This window comes from Singulisphaera acidiphila DSM 18658 (assembly GCF_000242455.2).
In the GTDB taxonomy this organism is placed as follows: domain Bacteria; phylum Planctomycetota; class Planctomycetia; order Isosphaerales; family Isosphaeraceae; genus Singulisphaera; species Singulisphaera acidiphila.
Genome location: NC_019892.1, coordinates 5,834,855 through 5,853,160 on the forward strand (window position 1 = coordinate 5,834,855; position 18,306 = coordinate 5,853,160).

Genomic DNA, 18,306 nt, shown 5'->3' on the forward strand with positions numbered 1-18,306 from the left:
GGGTTCCTTGGTCCTTTGTCCTGAGCCTGGAACGGGACCGCCTGGAGGCGACTGCCATGTCGATCATGAGCAACGAGCACAACCTTCCCCCCGACCTGCGCGCCCTCCAGGTGGAGACCGAGCAGCATGCCCGCGAGTTCGGGCTCGATTTCTACGACACGATTTTCGAAGTGCTCGATTACGACGAACTCTCCGAGATCGCCGCCCTGGGGGGATTCCCGACCCGGTATCCCCACTGGCGGTTCGGCATGGAGTACCAGCAGCTCTCCAAGGGCTACCGCTACGGGCTCCAGAAGATCTACGAGATGGTCATCAACAACGACCCCTGCTACGCCTACCTGCTCCGCTGCAACCAGTGGGTCGACCAGAAGCTCGTCATGGCCCATGTCTATGGGCATAACGACTTCTTCAAGAACAATATCTGGTTCAGCCGCACCAACCGCAAGATGATGGACGAGACGGCCAATCACGGCAATCGGATCCGCTCCCACATGGAGCGGCAGGGGGAAGACGCGGTCGAGAATTTCATCGATAGCTGTCTCTCACTCGAGAACCTGATCGATATCCACTCCCCGTTCATCAAGCGGCGCGACGATCACGACCGCTACGACTTCCGCCCGGACGACGCCGAAGACTCCAGCATCCCGTCGAAGTTCCAGAGTAAGGAGTACATGGATTCGTTCGTCAACCCTCCCGGAGTTCTCAAGGAACAGGCGAAGCAGAGAGAAGTCGAGCGGCAAAAGTCCCGGCAATTCCCCGAGCAACCCGAACGCGACGTCCTGCTCTTCCTCCTGGAGCACGCTCCCCTTACTCCCTGGCAGCGCGACGTGCTCGGCATCATCCGCCAAGAGGCCTATTACTTCGCCCCCCAGGGGCAGACCAAGATCATGAACGAAGGGTGGGCGTCGTACTGGCACTCGACGATCATGACGACGCGGACCCTGAGCCCGTCGGAGGTCGTTGACTACGCCGACCATCATTCGGGCACGATGGCCACGCAACCGGGGCGGCTCAACCCGTACAAGCTCGGCATCGAGTTGTTCCGCGATATCGAAGAACGCTGGAACAAGGGCCAGTTCGGCGCTGAGTATGACGACTGCGATAATTACGAAGCACGCGAGCGATGGGACAAGAAGCTCGGCCTGGGCCGCGAGAAGATTTTCGAGGTTCGCCGGATCCACAACGACGTGACGTTCGTCGACACCTTCCTCACGCCCGACTTCTGCCGACGCTACAAGATGTTCAGCTACAAGCACAACGATCAGAACGAAACGTACGAGATCGAGAGTCGTGAGTTTAAACAAATCAAAGATCGTTTGCTTTTCGGGCTGACGAACTTTGGCCAGCCGATCATCCGGATCAAGGACGGCAACTTCCGGAATCGTGGCGAATTGTACCTGCAGCACGAGCACTTCGGGATCGATCTGAAGCTCGACCATGCCCAGGATACGTTGCGCCACCTCAACCGCCTCTGGACGCGTCCCGTTCATATCGAGACCGTCATCGACGGGCGGAGTACCTTGTTGTCATTTGACGGCACGGATCATACGATCCGGCCATTGGGAGGATCGACCCATGAGCCTGAGTCAAAAGATCGCCGCCGCGCTTGACGCGCTCCCCGATATCGACGCCTTGCCGTGTCCCCTCACGGTCGAGGATGTACCCCATCGTCTGACCCTTAACCTGACGGCCGCCGGCCCCGTTGGGATTGCCTTTGATAGTCTCGACTTCGCGACCGCTGCTCGGTCCGGTTGGTCGTCCGAAGACCTTAAAGCCTGGGCCGATCGGATCGCTTCCCGGGTGACGTACCTGATGGAGCCCTTGGTCGTCCTGGAGCACGACAAGGTCGGCGGCGAGGTTGAGCTTCGCAGCCAGGCCCCAACGTCGCGGGGCGACCGGCGTACCTACTTCGAGGTCCGCCTCCATCATCAAGGCCGCTTGAAGCTGTTGCGGATCGCCGTCGACGAGCCCTCTCGGCAACGGCACCCAACCTCCTGCCAGATGACTCGAGAAGTGCTTGAGCGTTTGGCCGACGACCTTGTCGAAAGTGTCGGCTGAACGATGCACCACCACTCCAACGACGCGGGGCCACTTCTCGAGTGAGAAGCGGCCCCGCTTTTTCGTTTCATTCGGAGATGAAGGACCTGCTTACCTGCTTGGCGGTGTCGCAACGACCGGGTCAGGCAGCTTCCTGGGTCGGCTCGCCCTCATCCTCGGCCTGGGTCAGCGTGTGCATGCCGAGGCGATGGAACTCTTCCTGGGTGACCTCGAAGGCCTCGCCGTTCAGCGCCCAGATTTCTTCGATCACCTCGTCGACCTCTCGATCGGGCTCTTCCCAGGTCACGGTGAAAATCGAGTCGTCTTGCACGAAGACGTCGAATCCGAGGTCGCTGAGGTGCCCCTCGATCTCCGCGCGGTGGTCCGAGTTGATATTGAAGGTCCAGCGGATCAGGTCGATCGAGGACGCGCCTTGATCTTGGCTCATCGGTCGGTTCCCTCCGTGAAACTAGGGGATCGGGTACGTTGCACCGATCCTGTCCTTGACGTTCGTCATCACGATTTGATCGGGACGCACCCCTCTTCGGCTTCAATCAAATCCGTGGGATCGATGACGGATGCGGATCCCACGGAGTCTTTTCGTGAGCGTCCGGTCGACCATGTCCTCAATCCCGAGCTTTCTGATCGATAGCAATCCTACAGACTACCGAGTTCCGCCAAAGAAGCGACGGGGCCGACTCAAGGCGAGCACCCGAGTCGGTCCCATCGGCTTGCTGTCCTGAGTCTGACGTCGATTACTTCGGAATCTGGCCAGGCTCCTCATCCTTCACGGTCAAGTCGCCGTAGATGACACGGTAGGTCTTGGAACCTTGAGGCCGGTACCGGAAGATCGGCCTGTCAGCTTGGCCGAGCTGTACGCCTTTGCCGGTGTAGTAGGGGGTGGAGTCGGTGGGCATCGCCCAGACCAGGCCGATGCCCTTGCCGACCTTGGCGATCCAGGCGTTGGTCGCCTCGTCGAGCCCGGCCTTTGTGAGCTTGATCTCCTTGAGGACGTCGAGGAGCGAGGGCATCTGGAGGTCATTCGGGAACCGGCCCCCCGAACGCTTGGCGTATTCGCCGAACAGGTCCACCAGGTCCTTCTCGACCGACGGGACCTGGTCCATGGCGAGAGGGATCACTTGAGTTTTGTAGCCCTCCGGGGGCGTCATGCGGAACAGGGACTCGTCCAGAGGGGCATCGAACACAAAGTCGCGGAAGACCACCGTCTTCGTCCCGTCGGCGCCGGAGTTGAGCTTGGTCTCCATGCGGATCGGGAGGTCTGTCTTGGTCTCAATCCAGATGACGGACGACCAGCCGCCCGCCGAGAGCCGAAACCCCCGGGCCGGACGGCCGTCGAGGACCTGTTCGCCGAGGTCCTGCTCCGGCTTCCCCCGGAAGTGACGCAGTTTGTCGATCATGTCCTCACCCCCGGCCTGAACGTCGGCCTTGCTCTCGATGAGCGTGGCCGTCTTGTCGGCCGGGTTAAGCGTCAGGGTCTTGCCCCGGTTTCGGTCCATGATGTTGACGCCACCACCCGGCATTTCGGTCCTGATGAGTCCGGGCTCCATCCGGGACACGCGGAATGGAGTGGGGTCGTCGCCGATCCGCATGGTGTACGTGATCGTGTGGGCAGCTCGGACGTGCTCGATGGCATCGGCGAAAGCGATGCCCGGACCCTTCTGGCCCGACGTCATGACGCTCACGATGCCGGTGGTGCCGGCGGCGATTAACAGGGCGGCGGCGATCCGGACGATCGGGGGCATGGTTCTGATCCTTTCGTGGAGTGAGAAGAGCCGGGGCCCGGGGGCTTCTCGTTGCAGGTCCGCCAGGGTCCGAGACACGATCTCGGGGGGCGGCCCGTCAGGGATGTCGACGTCGCGGAAGGTGAGAAGGATTTGGTCGAGCTGGTCGTCGGGCATCATGGCGGCACCTCAGCTTTCTTGTCCCGAGGCTACGGAGCTCAGGGCCTCTCGCAACCCGGCTCGGGCCCGATGGAGCAGGCTGCCCACGGCGTTGGTTGCGATCCCCAGATGCTGGCCGACCTCCTGGTAGCTCCATTGCTCCAGATAATGGAGGCAGAAGGCCTCGGCCTGTTTGGGCGGCAGGTCGGCCAAGGCGCGGCGGATCTGCTCGTTCAGTTCCTGAGCCTCAGCTTGGAGGGGAGGGCCGGGCGCGAGGCAGGGCACGGCCGCCTCGTCCGAGCGGTGTCCGCCCCGCCCGGATTGCCGCAGCCGATACCTCAGCCGGTCGAGCGCCCGGGCGGTGGCCAACCGTTGCAGGAAGCCCCCCCAGTTCTCGACCCGCTGCTTGCGGGCGGCCGACAGGGCCGAGAGGAAGGTCTCCTGGAAGCAGTCACTTGTGTCGGCGTGATTGCCCAGGAGCCGGTAGGCGGTGCGCCAGACAAGCCGGCCATGCTGTCCCACAATCGCGTCCCAATCGGACATGGGTTTCGTCCCTTCGTGCCATGGGAGAGCCGTCACCCTGTAGTGTCGCCGAGACTGCCCGTCTTCTTACGGAGGCTTTCGGAAAATGCTCGCAGAAGGTGAGCGACTGAGGATCGTCCAACTGTTGGAGAACTTCCCGGCGTGCAGTTGTGTGCGACCGACAAGCCCTCCCCCACTCCGGGCACCCCAGGCGGCGCATCGTCCCCGCAGCAACTGCTTCTGCATTCACGCGTGCAGGCCACTCTTACTCGAGAGCCACTGCGTAGATGCCGTCGTAGCCGCTGAAGGCGTCGGCCTGGAGGAATCCCCGAAAACCCTTGAGGAACCGGCTCGTCCCGTCCCGTTTCCGGCTCATGGTGAAGTCGAAGACGTTGTACGGGTGAAGGTGGTCGCCGTAGTAGATCCAGAGCCGACCGGTGGCCTTGATCTTAAACGTTCCGAGTCCCGCACCTTCACCGAGGTGTCGTCGGTGTGGATCGTGCCGCACACGAGGATCGACGTCTTCATCAACTCATACAGCGGCTCGAGCGTCTTGGCGGCGCTGGCCATCCAGTTGCAGAGGGTCGAACGCGACAGCTCCACCCCTTGCTGGGCGAGGCGGCGCTCCTGATGGTGGAGCGGGATATGGTCGGCATACTTCTCGGTGATCACATGAGCAAGGATCCCCGGTCCGGGCAAGCCCTTCTCAATCGGCTGGGCGGGCTTGCCGGCCGTGACGACTTGCCCCTCGCAGTGCGGGCAGGCGTACGTGCAGCGCACCTGTTCGACCACGAACAAGGTCGCCGGCTGATAATCAAGTTGCTCGTGCGCTCCGCGTCGATCTGGATCCAGCGCTTGCCGCTCGCCAGATCGATCCCTTCCAGGAGCATGACGAGGTCCGCGGGGCTGGTCCTCGGGAGACGGCGGGAAGCGGAAGGTGCCGCTTTCCAATCGCTTGTACCGGATCGCGTATCCATCCTCTTCTCAGACCAGGAGCTTGATCCGATCGGCGGCCTTGTTTCGGAAGACGAAGATGTCTCCCGACAGCGGATCGCCCCGGAGCCCTTCCCGGACCAGGGACGCCAAACCGTCGAACGATTTTCGAAGATCGACCGCTTCGCCGTCAGCGAGCCAATACGGCTTTTGGCCCAGATTCACCGTCGCTTGTGCCAAGGTTCACCCCCTTTTTGGCCATACCCTGGTCGTAGCATGGGCCGCAAGAAGGGGTTCACCGGACACACGTCTTTTCGGGGCAGGTCGAATGACATACCCGACTCACGGGGACAGCGTCGTCTCATCCGTGAGCCGAGTCGAGGCAAGATCGGACCCGTTAGCCAGGGAGGGTGTTTCGGTGGGGAGAATTCGCGGGTCCCTCTTCGCTTGCCATTTCCACCAGAAGCGAAGCGACGAGCCACTCGAGCGGTATGGCGAGGCGGGCAGATTCGGAATTGAGCTGGTCGAAGAGCTTTTCGGAGAGGGTCACGGAGAGGCCAAGATCCCGCGTGTTCATCATCGTCCTTTACGCCGTCGCGGAGGATGGATAGAACGAACGTTGCTCTATTTTAACATAGGACAACATTGCGGGTTAGGCTGAAGAAACTGGCTGAATTTCAGATGTTTGATTCTTCGCTGGCGGAACGGTCGCCTTGGCCCTTCTTCATCGCTGGCGGCGAAGCTTGCCATAGCGGGGGTGCCACCATCGCGCGTCGATTCGGTGGGCGAGTTCTTCGGGCGGACTTGGATCCGCGAGGCCAAGGCGGCAGGCCTCGCCCGCCACCGCCAGGGCAATCCGGCGCGAGACGCTCGCGATGTCTTCCAGGGCCGGGAAGAGCGAGCCGCCCACGGTCGTCCGTGCCGGCGAAGCTTCGGCCAGGGCCCTGGCCGAGGCGAGAAAGAGTTCATCAGGGACGCGCCGCGCCCCCGAGGCGATGACCCCCTGGCCGAGGCCGGGGAAGATGTACGCATTGTTGCACTGGCCGATCGCAAACGTGCGGCCCCCGTGGACGACCTCGGGGAACGGACTACCGGTCGCCACGAGCGCCCGGCCGTCGGTCCAGGCGATGATGTCGGCGGGGGCCGCCTCGCACCGTGAGTTCGGGTTCGAGAGGGGGAAGATGGCCGGCCGCTCGACATGGCGCGCCATCTCGCGAACGACTTCCTCCGTGAACGTCCCGGGCCTCCCCGAGGTCCCGATCAGGACCGTCGGATGAACGTTCCCGACCACCTCGGCGAGCGTGTACCCACCGGCTCCGACCGCCCATCCTGTGAGCCGCTCGAGTGGTTGAGCGAAGCGCTGCTGGAACGGCTGGAGGCCGGTCATCGCGGAGTGAAGCAGACCGTCACGATCGACCAGCCAGAGTTGCGCGAGCGCCTCAGACTCAGTCCGTCCTTCGGCGATCATGGCGGTCACGATCTGGTCCGCGATCCCGGTTCCGGCTGAGCCCGCGCCCAGGATCACCACTCGCTGGTCGGCCAGGCGTGTCCCGGACACATGACCCGCCGCCAGAATGGCCGCCAGGCTGACGGCGGCGGTCCCTTGGATATCGTCGTTGAAGGTGCAGAGCCGGTCGCGGTAGCGGTCGAGCAACCGCCTGGCGTTGGGTAGGGCGAAGTCTTCCCACTGGAGCAACGTGTTTGGCAAGACTCGAGTCACGGCTCCGATAAATTGCTCGATGAAATCGTCATACTCCGCGCCTCGGACTCGCGGATGGCGTCCGCCAAGGTAGAGCGGATCGGCGAGTGCCTCTTCGTTGTCTGTTCCAGCGTCGAGGAAGATCGGCAGCGTGCGCGCGGGGTTGATGCCGCCGCAGAGCGTGTAGAGCGAGAGTTTGCCGACAGGAATGCCCATGCCGCCGACTCCGAGGTCGCCCAGGCCGAGAATCCGCTCACCGTCGGTCACGACGATCACGTCCACGTCGCGGTAGGGCCGGTTCTCGAGGATTGTCTCGAGATCGGCGCGGTGCTCGTATGAAATGAACAGGCCGCGAGGGCGTCGATAGATCCGGCTGAAGTACTCGCAGGCTTCGCCGACCACCGGCGTATAGATCAGCGGCATCATCTCGGTGATGTGCTCGGCCATCAGGCGATAGAAGAGTACCTCGTTGCGATCTTGGAGGTCGCGGAGGTAGATGTGCTGTTGCAACTCGGTACGCTTCTGCTCGAAGTCGCGATAGCGCCGCTCGAGTTGCTCATCGATCGAGCCGACATGCGGGGGGAGCAGGCCGTGCAGTCCGAATTCCGCCCGTTCGTCATCGGGGAAGGCGCTCCCTTTATTGAACAAAGGGCAATCGAGCAGTGAGAGAGAGGACAGGGGAACCTCGATGATCTCATCACCTGTTCCCGCATCAACGGTGATCTGGAAGTCCAGCACAGCGCGTCTCCGATCGATCGGTCGATCCGTCCTTTGGGTTGAGTCATCCCGCCCTCCCACTCTCAAGTGGTTGAGGCCGTGCGGCGTTTTGCGACGATCCGCGAACCGATCTTAGGGATCGGCCTGGGTTTCTGGAATGGGGTATTGTCGCCTGGTCCTGATGATCGGCGTGAGGACCGCAGTGGGGGCTTTCCCGAGGAGGCGACGGCCGTATAATCGAAGGTGAGCGTGGCCTCGTTCCTTTTGAACCACTTCATGAACCAACCTCCACAGGCCGGACGCTCAAGACCTGGGAACCGTTCGGGACGACGAAGACGCCAAGGCGTTGGCTCGTCCCGGCCATGGAAGGCTTGACATGGGTCTAGTGAAAAGTCTTTCCAATCGCTGATTCACACCTTTTGGGATTTTCCAACAGCGTCGTTCCAGGTTTCGCGCTGGGTTCTGCCTCCCTCTTTGTTGGGACCCAGGCGAGAGGGATTACGTTCTCTTGGAGCTCCGGTCCGAGGAGACGACCGAGCTCCGCATGAGGTCGTCATCATGTTTGGCGGGCGCAGGACGTACGTCTTCCTTTCGATCGCTCTGTTTGGAACGCTCGGCTGCTCCGGGGCCCGTGAGGTCCGCTACGTCTACCAGGACGGGCATTCGGGCGTCATCGGGATGCCGGCCAATACCTCGAAGTGGCCGAAGTATTATCGAAAACATGCGGACGAGCTGATGGAACAGCATTTCCCTGGCGGTTACGAAGTCGTTCGCGCCGAGGAAGTGGTCGAAGGCTCGAGGACGCTCACCATCAATGGGTCGAATTCGGCCGAGATCCAGCCGACAGCCTCGAGTCAACTGCTCGCGGTGGGCAAGCTGGGGCGGACCTCGTCACGAAGCCAGTCCGACTCGTTGAAGATCAAGGAATGCCGGATCCTTTACCGGAAAACGGAGCATCTCGATCCCAGGTCGCAGATCGAATACGCCGAGCAGGCGATGTGGACCCCCGCCCCTTATATTGACCCCAACGCTCTCGATCGCAAGCTGGCCAAGGCCAAGCTCGACGAGCCGAAGGTCTGCGAACCCGGGGCGCTGGCCAAAGCTGCCGTTCCAGGGCCAACGGGAAGCTCATCCGAGGCCAAGTCGGCGCCATCGGATCGTGCTCCCGAAACCGGCAACCCCCAGCACCGGGACGTCTCGGTGCTCAAGGCTTTTTGATGCGTTGACACGAAGCACGATCAATCCAAAGAGCGGGGCCGGTTCCCATCTCGCTTTGGAGCAACGTCCCCCGCGCTTTGTCGAGGCAGATCGATCCGGCTGTCGCTACGGGGCGGCCAGCGGGAGCAGGGGGCTTGGTTTCGACGATCGCCTCGTAAAATTTCCGCCCCGCTACAGTCTGACTCCAGATCCGCCTCGCCCGAGGATCTCCGAGACTGTCCAGGCCTGCGCGGCCCTGCCAGGGGGAAACCGCAAAACCGGCTGCGAAAGAAATTGTTGACACGATAATCGTGGTGCGGTATTTTGTGTGGACAGATGGTTGGAGCGATATGAGGAGCAGGGAAAATGGCGGCATCGCCGTTACAGGACGAAGTCAAGAAGCGAAACCCGTTTGATGCGCCGGAGCAGGAAGTGTCGCTGAATCTGGTGAAGACGACCGAGCAACTCCAGGCGGAGTTCGCCCGGCTGTTCAAGCAGCATCAGATCAGCGGAGCCCAATATAATGTGCTCAGGATCCTCCGGGGGGCGGGGACTGAGCTGCCTTGCCTGGAGGTGGCCGGCCGGATGATTTCGCATTTGCCCGACATCACCCGGCTGGTCGACCGGCTTGAGGCGGGGGGGTTGGTCGAGCGGTGTCGGACCCAGGAGGACCGCCGGCTCGTGCTGATTAAGATCACCACGCAGGGGATGGCGGTGCTGGCCGAGCTCGACGCTCCGGTCCTCGAGCTACATCGGAAGCAACTCGGCCATCTGACGGCTGAAGAAATGGTCGAGTTCAATCGCTTGCTCGTCAAGGCGAGGCGACCGGGGACTTAGGGTTGGCTTCGGCAAGCCCGTTGACGTCTTGACCTGTCGCCCGGCCGGCCCAGGCGGAATACCCGCTTTTGAAACAAAAAATCGATCGGACGCATCGGTCCGCTCGCTCGTGTCGGTCGTGGTGGTTCAGAACGGTCTTTTCTCAACGCAGAAAAAAAGGAGACGACGTGATGACGGTTCGCAAGCTCACGCTCATGGCGGGAATCGTTTCTGGGATGGGACTTTCGCTCGGCCACGCGAACCCGGCGGCGGCCCAGGCGTACAAAGTCGACACGGTCCACTCGGCGACGGTCTTTCGCGTCAAGCACATGAACACGAGCTATACCTATGGCCGGTTCAACGACATCACCGGCCAGTTTGCCCTCGACGAAAAGGACGCCAAGAACTCCCACCTCGACATCGTGGTGAAGACGGAGAGCATCGATACCGCCAACGCGAATCGCGACAAGCATCTGAAGGGGACCGACTTCTTCAACGCGGTTCAGTACCCGACGATCTCGTTCAAGAGCAAGTCGGTGACCAAGTCAGGCGCGGACACGTTCAAGGTCCACGGCGACCTGACGCTCCACGGTGTGACCAACCCCTTGGCCTTGACGGTGACCCGCACCGGGGCGGGCAAGGATATGAAGGGGAAGCCGGTCGCCGGGTTCGAGACCGAATTCGCGATCAAGCGATCGGACTACAAAATGAACAAGATGCTGGAAGGCATCGGTGACGATGTGAAGATTATTGTGAGCGTCGAGGGCGGCCAATAACGTACCGAAAAGGGATCGAAGGCCCGACGGGTCGTTTCCCCAAGCGGGGACAGCGCGGAGGGCCTTCACCTCTGATCTACGGAGGGCGTGACGATGCCAAGTCCCCTCAGCGCCTTTCTGCTCGGAGTGCTCCTCCCGGCGCTGGTGACAGTAGCTGTTTTGATGGCGGTCTGGCGGGTGGGCCGCCGCCTGGATCTGAAAGCTAGCGGTGGCCTGGCCGTGGCGTTGGCGCTCGGCTTGGGCGATCTGGCGGGCCATCTCGGAGTGGCCTGGCCTGCATGGCCTCCCTCTGAGGTGACGGACCGGATTCCCCTGCTTGTGAGCGTCGCGATTGTGGCGGCCCTTTTCGAGGTGTTTGGGGCCGCCCGAGCTTGGATGACTTGGGCCAATCGGGTCATCGTCTCCGGGCTCACGACCGCGGCGATCGTGGGGCCTGCGTTCGGAGAAGCATGGTCGGCTCCCACCCCCCTGTTCGGGGGAGCCTTAATCGGGATCGGCATGGTTCTGGCGTGGGCAAATCTTGATGCTATTGCTGCCCGTTGCTCAGGAGCAGGCATTTTCTTGCCGCTGCTTCTCGTCACCGGCGGAGCGAGCGTGGCCCTTTTGGTTTCCGGAAGCATTGTCCTGCCGCTTCTGGGCATTGTCCTTTCCGCCTCGCTCGCGGTGTGCTGGCTCGTCTCCTGGCGGATACCTTCGATCGGCCTGGAACGCGGTGGAACCCCGATCGTGGTGGTGGCCCTGGCAAGCCTGCTCTTGATCAACCGGTTCTATGCGGAACTCCCCTCGGGAAGCGTGGCGCTCTTCGCTCTGGCCCCCGCGGCGCTCTGGTTGGTCCAGCTCGGGCCGATCCGGAGGCGCGCCCCTTGGCTTCGAGCGTTTGCGGCCACGTTGGCCGTGCTCGTCCCGGTGGCGGTCGCCGTCGGCCTTGCCGTGGCGGCGATGCCCTCGTACGAGTATTGATCGATCTCTACCGATCGGCTTCAGATCAGACCCGAATCACGATCTTGCCGAAATGGGCCGCGCTCTCCATGTGGCGGAACGCGGCCGGTGTTTCCTGGAACGGAAAGACCCGGTCGATCACCGGGCGAAGCTCGTGAGCGTCGAGGGCGCGGTTCATCGCCTCGAACATGGCGCGTGAGCCGACGAAGATCCCACGGACCTCGATGGCCCTCATCAGGATGGGAAGTGTATTGATTTCCGCGGCCCCTCCCGCCAGAACGCCAATCAGGCTGATCTGCCCGGCCGTTCGGACGGCATGGAGCGATTTCGAGAGTGTGCCGGCCCCGCCGACCTCAACCACGAGGTCCACTCCTCGGCCACCTGTCAGTTCGCGAACGCGCTTCTCCCAGTCGGGAGTCGTCTTGTAGTTGATTCCGGCCGCCGCCCCCATGTTGAGCACGCGCTCAAGCTTTTCGTCGCTGCTCGAGGTGGCGATCACCGTTGCACCGGCCAGCTTGGCGAACTGGAGGGCGAAGAGCGAGACGCCTCCCGTGCCTTGGGTCAGAATGGTGTCGCCCGCCTTGATGTTTCCGGCGACGAACAGAGCGTTCCAGGCCGTCACCGCCGCGCAAGGGAGGGTTGACCCCTCTTCGAAACTCAGATGCTTGGGCAGGAGGACCAGGCCATTCTCGTGAAGGACCACGAATTCCGCCAAGACGCCTTCGGTGGCCCCGCCAAGCGCTGACTTGCCGTGGGCCTCGGCCAATTCGCCAGCCAGCCAGGTCTGCATGAAAATCGGCGCAACCCGATCGCCGACCTTGACCCGCGTCACTCCGTCACCGACTTCAACCACCTCGCCCGCGGCGTCCGAAAGCGGGACGGCTGGCAAGGGGAAGTTCTTGTTGTAGAAGCCCTTGAGGACGAGCAAATCTCGATAGTTCAACGAAACGGCCCGCACCCGGACGAGCACCTGCCCAGGCCCGGGGGAGGGCGTGGGCAGTTCGTCGAGACGCAGGCCGTCGAATCCGCCGAACTCATGGATCCGATACGTTTTCATCGTCGATCGCCGGTTTTGGAAAGAAACTCCCCGCCACTGGGCCTGGAATGCTCAGAGCGTCGGGAGTTCGAGGTTCTCCTGAATCGCGATCTTGCGGAGCTTCTCCTGAGCCCGTGACTCGATCTGACGGACCCGCTCCTTGGTGACGCCGAGTTCTTGCCCAAGCTGTTCGAGCGTGTGGGCGACCGTCCCTTCCAGGCCGAACCGGCTGGTGAGGACCCGCCGTTCCCGATCGGACAAGCGGCCGAGGAGTCCTTGGACCGCCTCTCGGGTGCGTTTCTGGGCGACCTCGTATTCGTGTTCGTCGGTCCGGTGGTCGGCGGCGGCCTCGAACATTTCTTCGTGTCCGGTGACGAACCGATCGCGTCGATGTTTTTCTTCGGGGATCGAGCGGATGTAGTTCCGCATGATCGCCCAAGAGGCATAGGTGCTGAATTTGTTGCCACGGGCGTAGTCAAATTTTTCCACGGCCCGGATCAACGACATGTTGCCGTCGGAGACCAATTCGAAGAAGTTGTTCGCCGGCCCCAGGTGTTTTTTGGCGATCGAGACCACCAGGCGGAGGTTGGCGCGGATGATCTGGTTCTTGACTGCGAGCGCCTCTTCCATCAGCCGCTCGATCTCGTCGAGCACGGCCGGTTTCACGCGAGTGGGGTCGATCGCGGCCCGCATCTGGTTGATGCGGAACTTCAGGTAGTTCATTTTGCGGAACAGGTGGGCTTCCTGTTCACGCGATAACAGCGGGACGTCGTACAAGCTCGCCAGGTAGGGGGGCAGCCCTTCGGGGGGCTTGGAGCGGCGGGCCTTGCCGGCGGCCGGTTCTGGCAGCGTGGCAAGGATTTCCGTCTCAACGCCCGGAGTTTCAAAGCTGGGATCGGGCATGAAGTCGAGCACGTGCTCGATGATCCGCTTGGCGCGGAGCTCGGTCAGAACTCGGTCGACTCGCGGCCGCGTTTGGTGGAATCGGGCCGCGAGTACGTCGGGAGAGATCCCACGACGGAAGAGGCGGTCGATCTCCACCTTGGCCGCATCGTCCAGGCGCCGAACGGACGTCGGGGGGTTGGACGGTTGGGCGGAATCCAAAGCTGATTCAAGAGCCACGTCGAGTGCTGCCATGTTCGTCTTCCTTCTTTTTTTTTGCCGGATCCACCATCAACCGAGCGTCTCTTTATCCAGGTATCCGCTTCAGGAGGCTTGTAATTGACCAGTCAGTCAAGCAATTCTTGGGCCCTAAGTCCTTAATCCGTCTCCGAACGCCGTGTGACCGGATGGATCTCACGGCTGAACGTGGAGGAGCAGTCCGAACATCACGTTGAGAAACGTCTGAAGCGGAACGACGCTTCGGATCGTTTTGGCTCGAAGGACCGCGCCTTGCCAGCTATTGAGCCAGAATTCGGCGAGTTCGTGGACGTCGATGTCCGGCGGAATCTCGCCAAGCTGCTGGGCTTCACCGAGGACGACGGCATAACGATCGACCCAGCCATCGAAGATCTCTTCCAGGCGTGCTCGAAACGCCTCGCTCTGAGCGGCCATCTCCTGGCTCAAGTTTCCGGCCAGGCAGCCGTTACGGCATTCCTGGGACTGAATCCTCGCACAGGCCGAGTCGAAGTAACGACGCAGCCGGTCGAGAGGACCGAGCGTGAGGTCTCCCAGGTCACGCTCGAAGTTTTCGTTGTAGCCCTCAGCAAAACTATCGAGTACCTGAAGGCCGAAATCTTCCTTACTCGTAAAATAGTAGTAGAACGAACCCTTGGGGACGCCGGCCGCCTGGATGATGGCTTCAATCCCTGCGTGGTTGTAGCCCTTCTCCAGGAAAACCCGTTTGCCGGCTTCCAGCAGAACGGTTTTGGTTTTTTCCTTGCTCATAAAACGGCCTTGATCTCGTACCGGCCCCACAGACTTCGCGAACCTCTTGTTGCCACAACAACTTCATATTAGACCGGTCGTCTACAAAAAGCAAGTCGATCGGAGCAAGGATCCTTTCACAGGCTTTGGGAGGCGACATTCCGGCCTCATCGGGCTGATTGCGGACGGTGCAAAATGCCCGCTAGGAGGTATCGGCTCAGGCGTTCAGGCGGTCGAGAGTTTGCGTTCGCCTCGCGCCGATTTTCGCGGCGGCGTTGGTCTCAACTCAAGGACGGGGCTCGGCCTCGGAAGGTTCGATCGGGCGATAGATTCGCACCCATCCCCCCTTCTGGAGCGAGTCGATCCGGAGGGTGCCTTGCTGGACGATCTGCTTCCGGTCATCGTCGGCCCCCTTCGGTCCCACGTTCTGGTGCAGGATGGTGAGCACTTTGCCCCCTTCGCCGGCTCCTGAGACGATCGCCGTATGGTGAGGATAGGACTCGTGCCAGGAGATCCATCGCCGTCGGGTCAGATATTTCTTTCCTTTGAACTCGGCGTCGCGGAATTGAAGGATGTCGCCGGGTAGAGCGTCCTTGAAGTCGTCCACCCGCCGGCCCCAGACGTAATCGCCATCGGCGCGATTGAGCCGAAACCGCTTGGCGTTCGCGGACCGCAAGGCCTCCACGGCGAGGGTGACGCAGCTTCCATCCCCCACCTTCTTGCCGCGCTGGGATTCGGCGAACTCGGCGACTTTCTGGTTCAAGACGGGGAGCGTCGGCGGTTCGGCGGGCGCGGCCCCGAACAGTCCGAGCGCGGTCGTGGCGAGGAAGACTCGGAAGAGTTGCGACCAGGGGGATAAAGGGCGAGCCATGAAGAGATCCCAATTGCGCGGTAGGAGGGCCGACTCGGGGGCGCGATCGTTCCGTATCCAGGCTACCGCGTGATTCTGGCGTTCGACAAGCGTTGCCGGTTTGAAGCGAGGGTGGGGTTCCACTAAACTGGCTTTCTCGACTCCGCGACACATTCGCTTTCTGTTTCTTCTTCGCGGATCCCTTTTTCGACAACGGGCGGGAGTGATCGGTATGGCGACGCAGGCCTCGAGTACGCTTCCCAGCGGTCGTCTTTCGCTTCGTGATCGGCTCTCTCGACTGACATTCCTCGAGGCCTGCAAGCTTCTTGGGCCGGAGGGGAAGACGCTCATCCAGCAGTCTGCAAATCAGTGGGAGATCACGATTGCGGACGACGTGTTCCTGGGAGGAGACCTCTTCCGCCTCAAGCTCCCCGCTGAAACGAAAGGCGGGCGCCCGGTCGTCGTGACGATCACCTTGATGGCCGAGGCCCGCAACCGCCTGCACTGGAACTGCAATCGTTGTCGAACCGCCTGTGAGCACGTGGGCGCGGCGTTCTCGCTGATCCTCGAAGAGAAGCTGGCCCTCGGGCTCGCGGCCGCTCCCCCCGAACCCCGCACGCCCGTCGAGAGCCTGGGGGAGGAGGCCTTGATCGCCCGGGCCCTGGCCGATCGGGCCGAGCGCGCGAAGACCGAGAAGATGACCGTCCAGTCCGTGGATTCGACCCAGCCCTGGACCGACTATACGGTCACCAACCGGCTCAGCGGCAAGAGCTATCGCGTGGCCCTGCGCGGGACGGAGCCGGGCGCTTCCTTTTGTTCCTGCCCTGACTTTCGCACGAATACGTTAGGTACGTGTAAGCACGTCATGCACGTCCTGAACAAGGTCCGCCGCCGGTTCAAGGCGGAAGCGCTCCGAAAGCCATATCGCCGCAAGCACCTGGCGCTCCACTTGCGCTATGACGGGGACGAGGTGACGCTCCGGTTGCTGACTCCCGAACAGGTGGACGAGGCGATTATCAAGGTCATCGAGCCGATTCGGGACAAGCCGATCACCGACCTCCACGACCTGATGAAACGCCTGGCGAAGTTGCAAAAGCTCGGCAGGGACGTCGCCATCTATCCCGATGCCGAAGAGCTGATCCAGCAGCGCCTACTTCAGGAGCGCCTCCGCAGCAAGACCGAGGAGATCCGCACCAACCCCGCGGGACACCCGCTACGAGCGGAGATGCTCAAGATCCCGCTGCTCCCGTACCAGCTCGACGGGATCGCGTTCGCGGCGGGCGCCGGCCGCGCGATCCTCGCGGACGACATGGGGCTCGGCAAGACGATCCAGGGAATCGGGACGGCGGAGTTCCTGGCGAACGAGGCCGAGATCAAGAAAGTGCTGATCGTCTGCCCGGCGTCACTCAAGTCGCAGTGGCGCAGTGAAATTCATCGCTGCTGCTACCGCGACGTTCAGCTTGTCGGGGGCGGGGCGGCTGTTCGTGGCGAGCAGTATCAGAATGATTGTTTCTTCACGATCTGCAACTACGAGCAAGTGCTTCGCGACATCATCCACATCGAACGGATGAACTGGGACCTGATCATCCTCGATGAAGGTCAGCGCATCAAAAACTACGAGTCGAAGACGAGCAACGTGATCAAGAGCCTGCGCTCGCGCTTCGCGCTGGCGCTGACAGGGACGCCGCTCGAAAATCGCCTCGACGACCTCTATTCGATCGTTCAGTTCATCGACGATCGTCGGCTCGGCCCCGGCTTCCGCTTCTTCAACAAGCACCGAATGGTTGATGAGAAGGGGAAGGTGCTGGGGTATCGCAATCTCGGTGAGCTGCGCGAGCGGCTCAAGCCGATCCTCCTCCGCCGGACCCGCGACAGCGTGAAGCTTGAGCTGCCGCAACGCACCATGGATATCGTTCGGATTCCGCCGAGCGACGAGCAGGCGGTGATCCACGCGGGCCACCTACAAATCATCGCGGCGATCACGCGCAAGAAGTTTTTGAGCGAGATGGACTTGCTTCGCCTCCAAAAGTCCTTGCTGATGTGCCGAATGGTCGCCGACAGCACGACCCTGGTCAACAAGGAAGATCCGGGGCACTCAACGAAGCTGGCCCATCTGGACGATCTCTTCGAGCGGGTCTTCGAGGAGGAGGGACGCAAGGTCATCCTCTTCTCGGAGTGGACGACGATGCTCGACCTGATCGAGCGGCCACTCAAGAAGCGCGGGCACGGGTTCGTTCGGCTCGATGGCAGCGTGCCGCAGAAGCAGCGGGCCGAGTTGGTCCATCGCTTTCAGAACGACCCGACTTGCCAGCTCTTCCTGACGACGAACGCCGGCTCGACCGGCCTGAACCTGCAAGCGGCCAATACCGTGATCAACGTCGACCTGCCGTGGAACCCGGCGGTCCTCGAACAGCGGATCGCACGGGCCCACCGGATGGGGCAGTTGCAGCCGGTGCAAGTATTCGTGCTCGTGACCGAGGGGACGATCGAAGAGAACCTGCTTGCGACCCTCGCCGCCAAGAAAGACCTCGCGCTGGCGGCCCTGGACGTGGAGTCGGAGGTCGATCGCGTGGACCTCGCCAGCGGCTTGCAGGAGCTCAAGAGCCGCCTCGAAGTGCTCCTGGGCGCTCGCCCCGAGGCACCTGTTGACGAAACGGTCAAACAGAAGGAAGAGGCGGCGACCCAGGCCCTTTCGATGGCACATCGCGAACGGGTGGCGTCGGCCGGTGGCGAGCTCCTGGGCGCTGCCTTCAAGTTCTTGGGAGAGCTTGTGTCGCAGCAGGAGTCGACACCCCCTCCGGAAGCCCTGGTCGCGAACCTGCGGGCCGGTCTCTCGGCCTGCGTGGAGACGGATGCCTCGGGCAAGCCCAGGCTGAGCGTGACGCTCCCCGACACCAGCTCGCTGGACGGTCTGGCCCAGGCCTTGGCGAAGCTCCTGGCCATCGGTCAGCCTGCAGGCGTTTAGTTCAAAGTCCTCAGGCGAGCGAACGCTGACCTCTTGGCTGTGTTCGCTTGCC

18 protein-coding genes are annotated in these 18,306 nt (G+C 62.2%); 7 read left to right on the forward strand and 11 right to left on the reverse strand.

The window, feature by feature from the left end:
* The first annotated feature begins 56 nt into the window (after positions 1-56).
* Together SINAC_RS23045 and SINAC_RS23050 are read left to right on the forward strand one after the other, a co-directional pair.
* Complete coding sequence (locus SINAC_RS23045) at positions 57-1,610, forward strand: SpoVR family protein (RefSeq protein ID WP_015247990.1); 1,554 nt, start codon at positions 57-59, stop codon at positions 1,608-1,610.
* Positions 1,576-2,058, forward strand: coding sequence for a hypothetical protein (locus SINAC_RS23050; RefSeq protein ID WP_015247991.1), 483 nt, complete (start codon positions 1,576-1,578; stop codon positions 2,056-2,058). Before SINAC_RS23045 ends, SINAC_RS23050 begins: the two co-directional genes overlap by 35 nt.
* 121 nt (positions 2,059-2,179) lie before the next feature.
* On the opposite strand, the gene SINAC_RS23055 is transcribed toward SINAC_RS23050, so the two are convergent.
* The 7 genes from SINAC_RS23055 to SINAC_RS23085 all read right to left on the reverse strand — a co-directional run bounded on the left by SINAC_RS23055 (position 2,180) and on the right by SINAC_RS23085 (position 7,830).
* Positions 2,180-2,485 (reverse strand): hypothetical protein, encoded by a 306-nt coding sequence (locus SINAC_RS23055; RefSeq protein ID WP_015247992.1) that lies wholly within the window; start codon positions 2,483-2,485, stop codon positions 2,180-2,182.
* A 307-nt stretch (positions 2,486-2,792) separates the two neighbouring features.
* Positions 2,793-3,959, reverse strand: coding sequence for a LolA family protein (locus SINAC_RS23060; RefSeq protein ID WP_015247993.1), 1,167 nt, complete (start codon positions 3,957-3,959; stop codon positions 2,793-2,795).
* 9 nt (positions 3,960-3,968) lie between these two features.
* Positions 3,969-4,481, reverse strand: coding sequence for an RNA polymerase sigma factor (locus SINAC_RS23065; RefSeq protein ID WP_020467251.1), 513 nt, complete (start codon positions 4,479-4,481; stop codon positions 3,969-3,971).
* A 244-nt stretch (positions 4,482-4,725) separates the two neighbouring features.
* A complete protein-coding gene (locus tag SINAC_RS41585; protein ID WP_261339237.1) occupies positions 4,726-4,908 on the reverse strand; it encodes an IS66 family transposase in 183 nt (60 codons plus the stop codon).
* Positions 4,833-5,411: an IS66 family transposase gene (locus tag SINAC_RS41590; RefSeq protein ID WP_081578385.1), complete on the reverse strand. Its 579-nt coding sequence runs from the start codon at positions 5,409-5,411 to the stop codon at positions 4,833-4,835. The genes SINAC_RS41585 and SINAC_RS41590 overlap by 76 nt, the downstream gene beginning before the upstream one ends.
* 33 nt (positions 5,412-5,444) lie before the next feature.
* Positions 5,445-5,633 carry an IS66 family insertion sequence element accessory protein TnpB gene (tnpB, locus tag SINAC_RS38450; RefSeq protein WP_020467253.1) on the reverse strand — a complete coding sequence of 63 codons (189 nt, stop codon included), beginning with the start codon at positions 5,631-5,633 and terminating at the stop codon, positions 5,445-5,447.
* Between the two features lie 484 nt (positions 5,634-6,117).
* On the reverse strand, positions 6,118-7,830 hold the full coding sequence (locus SINAC_RS23085; protein WP_015247994.1) for an NAD-dependent malic enzyme: 1,713 nt from the start codon (positions 7,828-7,830) through the stop codon (positions 6,118-6,120).
* A 537-nt stretch (positions 7,831-8,367) separates the two neighbouring features.
* Here SINAC_RS23085 and SINAC_RS23095 point away from each other — a divergent pair.
* The 4 genes from SINAC_RS23095 (at position 8,368) to SINAC_RS23110 (ending at position 11,558) form a co-directional block, all read left to right on the forward strand.
* Positions 8,368-9,027, forward strand: a complete 660-nt coding sequence (locus SINAC_RS23095; protein ID WP_015247996.1) for a hypothetical protein — start codon at positions 8,368-8,370, stop codon at positions 9,025-9,027.
* A 345-nt stretch (positions 9,028-9,372) separates the two neighbouring features.
* A complete protein-coding gene (locus tag SINAC_RS23100; RefSeq protein WP_015247997.1) occupies positions 9,373-9,843 on the forward strand; it encodes a MarR family winged helix-turn-helix transcriptional regulator in 471 nt (156 codons plus the stop codon).
* Positions 9,844-10,013: 170 nt separating this feature from the next.
* Positions 10,014-10,598, forward strand: coding sequence for a YceI family protein (locus SINAC_RS23105; protein WP_015247998.1), 585 nt, complete (start codon positions 10,014-10,016; stop codon positions 10,596-10,598).
* Between the two features lie 93 nt (positions 10,599-10,691).
* A complete protein-coding gene (locus SINAC_RS23110) occupies positions 10,692-11,558 on the forward strand; it encodes a hypothetical protein (protein WP_015247999.1) in 867 nt (288 codons plus the stop codon).
* A 25-nt stretch (positions 11,559-11,583) separates the two neighbouring features.
* Here the strand turns inward: SINAC_RS23110 and SINAC_RS23115 are convergent, their stop codons facing one another.
* The 4 genes from SINAC_RS23115 to SINAC_RS23130 form a co-directional block, all read right to left on the reverse strand.
* On the reverse strand, positions 11,584-12,594 hold the full coding sequence (locus SINAC_RS23115) for a zinc-dependent alcohol dehydrogenase family protein (RefSeq protein WP_015248000.1): 1,011 nt from the start codon (positions 12,592-12,594) through the stop codon (positions 11,584-11,586).
* 51 nt (positions 12,595-12,645) lie between these two features.
* A complete protein-coding gene (locus tag SINAC_RS23120) occupies positions 12,646-13,710 on the reverse strand; it encodes a sigma-70 family RNA polymerase sigma factor (RefSeq protein ID WP_015248001.1) in 1,065 nt (354 codons plus the stop codon).
* 159 nt (positions 13,711-13,869) lie between these two features.
* The gene (locus SINAC_RS23125; RefSeq protein ID WP_015248002.1) at positions 13,870-14,460 is read right to left on the reverse strand and encodes a TetR/AcrR family transcriptional regulator; all 591 of its coding nucleotides are present in this window, start codon (positions 14,458-14,460) and stop codon (positions 13,870-13,872) included.
* Between the two features lie 265 nt (positions 14,461-14,725).
* Positions 14,726-15,310: a hypothetical protein gene (locus SINAC_RS23130; protein WP_015248003.1), complete on the reverse strand. Its 585-nt coding sequence runs from the start codon at positions 15,308-15,310 to the stop codon at positions 14,726-14,728.
* Between the two features lie 211 nt (positions 15,311-15,521).
* On the opposite strand from SINAC_RS23130, the gene SINAC_RS23135 reads away from it, so the two are divergent.
* On the forward strand, positions 15,522-18,254 hold the full coding sequence (locus tag SINAC_RS23135; RefSeq protein ID WP_015248004.1) for a DEAD/DEAH box helicase: 2,733 nt from the start codon (positions 15,522-15,524) through the stop codon (positions 18,252-18,254).
* The last annotated feature ends 52 nt before the right edge of the window (positions 18,255-18,306 follow it).